This window comes from Allobosea sp. CER48, assembly GCF_044752385.1.
Taxonomy (GTDB): Bacteria; Pseudomonadota; Alphaproteobacteria; order Rhizobiales; family Beijerinckiaceae; genus Allobosea.
Map to the genome: position 1 here is coordinate 1 of NZ_JBIWYK010000178.1, position 6,224 is coordinate 6,224.

At 66.0% G+C, this 6,224-nt stretch carries 5 protein-coding genes; 3 read left to right on the forward strand and 2 right to left on the reverse strand.

Annotated elements, in window-relative coordinates; translation table 11 throughout:
* Together ACIPIA_RS08680 and ACIPIA_RS08685 are read left to right on the forward strand one after the other, a co-directional pair.
* Positions 1 to 1,292, forward strand: a 1,292-nt coding sequence (locus ACIPIA_RS08680) for a urate hydroxylase PuuD (protein WP_400508586.1), incomplete at its 5' end; no start/stop codon positions are given.
* A 194-nt stretch (positions 1,293 to 1,486) separates the two neighbouring features.
* Positions 1,487 to 3,973, forward strand: a complete 2,487-nt coding sequence (locus ACIPIA_RS08685) for a hypothetical protein (protein ID WP_400508588.1) — start codon at positions 1,487 to 1,489, stop codon at positions 3,971 to 3,973.
* A gap of 61 nt (positions 3,974 to 4,034) precedes the next feature.
* Here the strand turns inward: ACIPIA_RS08685 and ACIPIA_RS08690 are convergent, their stop codons facing one another.
* Complete coding sequence (locus ACIPIA_RS08690) at positions 4,035 to 5,096, reverse strand: NAD(P)/FAD-dependent oxidoreductase (protein WP_400508590.1); 1,062 nt, start codon at positions 5,094 to 5,096, stop codon at positions 4,035 to 4,037.
* A 102-nt stretch (positions 5,097 to 5,198) separates the two neighbouring features.
* Positions 5,199 to 5,627, reverse strand: coding sequence for a GlcG/HbpS family heme-binding protein (locus tag ACIPIA_RS08695; RefSeq protein ID WP_400508592.1), 429 nt, complete (start codon positions 5,625 to 5,627; stop codon positions 5,199 to 5,201).
* A gap of 177 nt (positions 5,628 to 5,804) precedes the next feature.
* On the opposite strand from ACIPIA_RS08695, the gene lysM reads away from it, so the two are divergent.
* A partial coding sequence (gene lysM / locus ACIPIA_RS08700; protein WP_400508594.1) for a peptidoglycan-binding protein LysM occupies positions 5,805 to 6,224 on the forward strand: 420 nt, incomplete at its 3' end.

Sequence of the window (6,224 nt, forward strand, 5' to 3'; positions counted from 1 at the left end):
CGGAGCGGCACTCTCCGGATTCGGGACCGTTACCAGCCTTCGCGGAGCGCAGCGCCATGCTCGAAGCCTATCTGATGGAATGGGGCGGCATGATGTTGCGCTGGCTCCATGTCATCACGGCGATCGCCTGGATCGGCGCTTCCTTCTTCTTCATCCACCTCGACGCCTCGCTGAAGCCGGCGCAGGACATCCCGTCCGGCACGGGCGGACGCGCCTGGCAGGTGCATGGCGGCGGCTTTTACGAGATGCGCAAGTACATGGTCGCACCCGCCGTGATGCCGGCCGAACTGATCTGGCACAAATGGCAGAGCTACTGGACCTGGATCTCGGGCTTCTTCCTGCTGGTCTGGGTCTATTACGCCCAGTCGGAACTCTATCTGATCGACCCGGCGGTGATGCAGCTCTCGCCCTTCGCGGCCGGCGCCATCGGCATCGCCGCGCTCGTCGTCGGCTGGCTGGTCTACGACCTGATGTGCAGGTCGCCGCTGGGCAAACACGACGTCCTGCTGGGCCTCGTCGGCTTCGGCTATGTCGTCGCGGCGAGCTGGGCCTTTGCCAACGTGTTCTCGGGGCGGGGGGCGCTGATCCATACCGGCGCGCTGATGGCGACGATCATGACCGCCAACGTCTTCTTCAACATCATGCCCGGACAGCGGAAGGTGATCGCGGCGCTCGTCGCCGGCGAGAAGCCCGACCCGAAATACGGCAAGGCGGCCAAGCAGCGCTCGACGCACAACAACTACATCACCCTGCCGGTGCTGTTCCTGATGCTGTCGAACCACTACCCGGTGACCTATGCCAATTCAGCAGTGATCCCGCAGTTGGTGGCGCTGGTGATCGTCGCTGGCGCGCTGATCCGGCACTTCTTCAATGTCCGGCACGCCGACCACGGGAAATCGCCCTGGTGGTGCTGGGCGGTGGCGATCCTGGCGCTGTGGCTCGCCTTCTGGGTGGCGATGTCGTCCTCGCCCGGCGGGCGGGAGCAACTCGGCCTCAGGCCGCGCGAGCTGCCGAAGCCCGTCCTGATGGCGGGGATGACGCTGCCGCCCGCGGAGGTCTCCAACATCGTCACAGGGCGCTGCGCAATGTGTCACGCGCCGGAACCGACCTGGCCTGGCATCCAGATCGCGCCGAAAGGCGTGCTGCTGCACGAACCCGAGCAGATCGCCATCCATGCCCGCGCGATCCGCACGCAGGCCGTGATGACCCATGCGATGCCGCCGAACAATCTCTCCGGCATGACGGCGTCGGAGCGGCGGGCGCTGGCCGGCTGGCTCGCGGCGGCGCGATAACCTGACCACCGCGTCATTCGCGCGCCGGATTTCCGCTTTCTTCAGCCTGTTTGCCGCTCTCCTCACGGATGCGTGATCGCGTTCAGATTCGGTTCAGGTGCGCGCCACCATGGTCCGTGCACTGACAGGGCTGGAGACAGGATCCCAGAACGGGACCGTTCGTGCCGAGGACCTTGGGGGTCCCTTTGAGACGCGTGAATGCAAGGGGCGCCGGCTACCTGCTGGCGGCCATCGGTTTCGCTTTGGCATGGGGCATCCTGTGCTGGCCCTGGCTTTCGGGAGCGGTCACGATTCCGTTCGATGCGAAGGCCCATTTCCAGGCTCAGGTCCAGTTCCTCGCCAACGCGATCCATACGGGCCAGTCTCCCTTCTGGAATCACAACGTCTTTGCCGGCTCGCCGCAGATCGCCGATCCGCAGTCGCTGATCTTCTCGCCCGCGATCCTCCTCGCCCTGCTGTCGCCGGCGCCGAGCTTCCGCGAGGTCGACGCCTATGTGCTGGCGCATCTGCTCGCAGGCGGTCTCGCGCTGATCATGTTCTTCCGCGATCGCGGCTGGCACCCGGCCGGCGGGCTGATGGCGGCACTGGTCTTCGCCTTCGGCGCCTCGGCGGCCTGGCGCGTCCAGCATGTCGGGCAGATCGCGAGCTTTGCTTTCTTCGCCATCGCGTTCTGGCTGACGGCGCGGATGCTGCAACGGTCTTCCATCCTGTCTGGAGCCCTTGCCGGTCTGGCCGCCGGCTTGATGGTTCTCGAGCCGGACCAGGTCGCCTTGCTCGGCGGCTATGTGCTGTTCGCGATGGTGGTCGCGCACTGGATCTCAGGCGGGTGGCCCGCGCTGCGCGGCAGCCTTCTGCCTATTACGGCCGCCAGCGTCGTCGGGCTCGCCGTGATCGCCCTGCCGCTGATCTGGACCTGGCTCTTTGCCGAGGCGACGACACGGCCCGAGATCGATTTCGCGATCGCCGCCCGCGGTTCGCTGCATCCGGTCTCGCTGCTCTCGGCCTTCGTGGGTGACCTGTTCGGCGCCAAGGACCCGGCGGTCGAGTTCTGGGGGCCCTATGGCAACCCGCAGGTGCTCTACCTGTCCCAGAACATGGCGCAGGTCTATTTCGGTGCTCTGCCTTTGCTGCTGCTGCTGGCGCCCGGGCTGACTCGCGGCTGGCTCTGGGACAAGCCGGTGCGTCCGCTGACGTTGATGTTCGTCTTCATGGTGCTGTTCGCGCTTGGGCGCTACACGCCGCTGTTCCATCTCGCCTATGAGTACCTGCCCGGCGTGAAGCAGTTCCGCCGGCCGGCGGACGCGACCTTCCTGATCGGCGGACTGGCGGCGGTGCTCTCAGGCTATGTGCTTCACCGCATCCTGACGGCCGAGGAGGGCACTTCCTTCCGCCGCGATCTTCTGATCGGAGCGGGGCTGGTCCTCGGCACGATCATGCTTTCGCTCGCGATCTCGCGCGGGTGGGGTCACCTCGCCGATGCCTGGAAGCCGGTCGTCATCGCGCTGGGCTGGTTCGCGGTTGCCGGCATTGCCTTCTTTGCCCTGCAGCGCTGGCGCGGCGCGCTCGGCACGGTTGCTGCGGCCGTCCTGGTCACGGGCGTGGTTGCCGCCGATCTCGGCGCCAACAACGGCCCCAACGAATCCACTGCGCTGTCGCCCCAGATGTACGACGTGCTCGATGCCGGCACGAAGAACGACACCATCGCGTTGCTGAAGCAGCTGACGTCCCAGCCCGAGGACTCGCCGCGCCGCGACCGGGTGGAGTTGCTCGGCATGGGCTTCGAGTGGCCGAATGCCGGCATGGTCCACGGTTTCGACCATACGCTCGGCTACAATCCGCTGCGGCTGGAAGATTTCTCGGAGGCCGTCGGCACGGGCGACGGCATTGCCAAGCCGGCCGACCGCAAGTTCACGCCGCTTTTCCCGTCATATCGTTGCAGGCTCGCGAACCTGCTGGGGCTGCGCTACATCGCCTCCCCGGTCCCGATCGAGCAAGTCGATCACGCACTGCGCGAAGGCGATCTTCAGCTGATTGCCCGCACGAAGCAGGGCTACGTCTATGAGAACCCGCATGCGTTGCCGCGCGTGCAGTTCGTCGGCGGCTGGCAATTCGCCGATTTCGAGAGCATGAAGCTTTCCGGGCATTGGCCGGAAACCGATCCGCAGCAGGCGGTGCTGCTGGATGTCGAGCCGCCGGTCGCGACCCCGGAGGGGCCCGTCTCCGTGCAGGCGGACGTCAAGCTCACGCGCTACCGCAATGCCGAGGTCGAGATCGAGGTCACCACTCCGGTTGCCGGCTTCGTCGTGCTCAACGACATCTGGCATCCGTGGTGGAAGGCCGAGGTCGACGGCGCCGAGACGGAAATCCTGCGTGCCAATGTGCTGTTCCGCGCCGTGCAGGTGCCGGCGGGCACGCACAAGGTGCGCTTCAGCTTCCAGCCGCTCTGGGGCGCGATCGCCGAGCTCAAGGCACGCATCGAGCCGCAGGAGCCTGAGGACAGCCTGCCGCTGCCGCCGATGCACGACGAGCCGCAGATCGTCACCGGCCCGGCTGAGCGGCCGGCATTGGCGGGGCCGTCGGAGAGCGTGCGCAATTCGCTCGGGCTCGGCGGCAACCAAGGCCAGCCGGTCCGAAACGCCACGGCCGCCGCTCATATTCCGGGCGATATCGGCCCGCACTGATAGAAAAAGCCGCGGCTCTCGCCGCGGCTTTTCCGCATCTGCCGGATATCGAAGCCGCTGCTCAGGCGACGCCGAGCTTCTTCTGCAGGCTCGACGATGACGTCGTGTACTGGAAGGTCAGCCGCTTCTCCGGATAGACGTAGCGGTGGACCTTCTGGGCGCAGAGTGCGGCCTCGTGGAAGCCCGAAAGGATGAGCTTGAGCTTGCCCGGATAGGTGTTGATGTCGCCGACGGCGAAGATGCCGGGCACGTTCGTCTCGAACTTCTCGGTGTCGACCGGGATCAGGTTCTCATGCAGGTTCAGGCCCCAGTCGGCGATGGGGCCCAGCTTCATGGTCAGCCCGAAGAAGGGCAGCATCGTATCGCAGGCGATCTCGAAGGTCTGGTTGTCGGTGCCGCGGCAGATCGCGGCCTCGAGCTTGCCGTTCTCGCCCTTGAGGCCGGTCACCTGGCCGAGCTTCATGTCCATCTTGCCGTCGGCGACGAGGGCGCGCATCTGCTCGACAGAGTGCGGCGCCGCGCGGAAATCGTCGCGGCGGTGCATCAGCGTCACGCGGCTGGCGATGGGCTGGAGATTGAGCGTCCAGTCGAGAGCGGAATCGCCGCCGCCGACGATCAGGATGTTGCGGCCGCGGAAGGCCTCCATCTTGCGCACCGCGTAGAAGACGGCGCCGTTCTCGTAGGTCTCGATGCCGGGGATCGGCGGCTTCTTCGGCAGGAAGGAGCCGCCACCGGCGGCGATGATCACCGTCTTGGTGTCGAAGACCGTGCCCGCATCGGTGGTGACGCGGAAGCGCGGCGCCTCGGCGGTACCGATCGGCTCCAGCGTCTCGATCATCTGGTTGAGATGGAAGGTCGGCCCGAACGGCTTGATCTGCTCGAGCAGGTTGTCGACCAGCGCCTGGCCAGTGACCATCGGGAAGCCGGGGATGTCGTAGATCGGCTTCTCCGGATAAAGCTCCGCGCACTGCCCGCCCACCTTCGGCAGGATGTCGACGAGATGCGCGCGGATGTCGAGCAGTCCGAGTTCGAAGACGGTGAAAAGGCCACAAGGTCCGGCACCGATGATGACGACGTCGGTGGTGATGACTTCGTTTTCGTTGGCGGCTGCCGCTTCGCTCATGATCCTACCTTCGATCCGGTCCAAACTGTACGGTTTAACGAACTCAGACGCCGGCAGGACATGAGGCTTCGAGGGCCTGTTGGCAAGTGCAAAAACGCGGATTCAGGCTCCGGTCTCGGCGCTGAGCCCGGCAACGGCGATGCCGGCGCAGGCCGCCGCCTCGTCATTGTCCGAGGTATCGCCGGAAATTCCGATGGCGCCGAGAAGCGCGCCTTCGGGCGAGCGGATCAGCACGCCGCCGGGCACGGGAACGAGCGAGCCGCCGACGGCATGGGTCGCAGCCTCGACGAAATAGGGCCGGTCCAGCGCCATCTTGTGCAGCGCGCGCGAGCCGATGCCGAGCGCGACCGCGCCATGTGCCTTGCCGAGCGCGATCTCGCCGCGCTTGAGGCTCGTGCCGTCCTGCGCCGCGAAGGCCTTCTGCGCGCCGCGCGCATCGATAATTGTGATGGCGAGCGGCTTGAAGCCGTTGGCTTCGGCGTGGGCGAGCGCCGCCTGGAGGATGGTCTGGGCCTGGGCGAGACTGAGCATGGGGAACTCCGGTTTGCGTGGGACGTTCTTGCCAGCCGCGTGGCGAGCAGGAAAGGGCTCTGCGGACCCTTCGCGCCCAAACGATGTTCGGGTTCGGGGAAAACACCTTTTCCGCCACGGCTTGCATGCGGCGCCCCGACAGGGCTTGATAGCCACCCGAAACAAGGAGGGCATTCCATGGGTTTGTTCAGTTTCATCAAGGAAGCGGGCGCCAAGATCTTCGGTTCGGGTTCGGCCAAGGCCGCGACGGCCGATGATCTGCAGAAGGAACTGGCCGGCCACGGCCTGCCCTCGGACGTCAACATCCAGATCGACGGCGACAAGGTGAAGGTCTCCGGCAATGCGGTTTCGACCGAGCAGGCCGAGAAGATCATCCTGGCGCTCGGCAACACCACGGGCGTGGCCCAGGTCGAATCCGATCTCGCCGTCAACAAGGAGGCGCCGGCCGCGGTGTTCTACACGGTGAAGAAGGGCGACACGCTCTGGAAGATCGCCGAGGAGCATTACGGCAAGGGTCAGGGCGCCAAATACACCGAGATCGTCAAGGCCAATACGCCGCCGGTGAAGAACCCCGACCTGATCCAGCCGGGCTGGGTG

Bases quoted from the DNA above. Each gene is read 5' to 3' on its own strand.
- ACIPIA_RS08690 (WP_400508590.1), bottom strand. From the start codon at position 5,096: ATGAGCGAAGCGGCAGCCGCCAACGAAAACGAAGTCATCACCACCGAC.
- ACIPIA_RS08695 (WP_400508592.1), bottom strand. From the start codon at position 5,627: ATGCTCAGTCTCGCCCAGGCCCAGACCATCCTCCAGGCGGCGCTCGCC.